This window comes from Pseudoalteromonas sp. ASV78, from assembly GCF_047806705.1.
In the GTDB taxonomy this organism is placed as follows: domain Bacteria; phylum Pseudomonadota; class Gammaproteobacteria; order Enterobacterales; family Alteromonadaceae; genus Pseudoalteromonas; species Pseudoalteromonas prydzensis_A.
The window spans coordinates 1-353 of record NZ_JBLOPA010000010.1 but is presented as its reverse complement, the minus strand read 5'-3'; the positions used below and the strand labels follow the sequence as shown (position 1 = coordinate 353).

General features: G+C 47.9%; 1 rRNA gene. It reads right to left on the bottom strand.

Going from position 1 to position 353, the window contains the following annotated elements:
- Window positions 1-333 (bottom strand): 23S ribosomal RNA (locus tag ACMVDV_RS23315); the annotation flags it as partial.
- Between the last annotated feature and the right edge of the window lie 20 nt (window positions 334-353).

Sequence of the window (353 nt, the reverse complement as noted above, 5' to 3'; positions counted from 1 at the left end):
ATGTACGGGACTATCACCCTGTATCGTGGCGCTTTCCAGCGCCTTCCATTAACACATAATAAGCTTAAGGGCTGTTCCGGTTTCGCTCGCCGCTACTTCCGGAATCTCGGTTGATTTCTTTTCCTACGGGTACTTAGATGTTTCAGTTCTCCGCGTTCGCCTCGTTAACCTATGTATTCAGTTAACGATACCTGCAAGCAGGTGGGTTTCCCCATTCGGAAATCCTAGTCTCAAGTGCTTTTTACTAGCTTGACTAGGCTTATCGCAAGTTAATACGTCCTTCATCGCCTCCAACTGCCAAGGCATCCACCGTGTACGCTTAGTCACTTAACCATACAACCCAAACGGGTCTT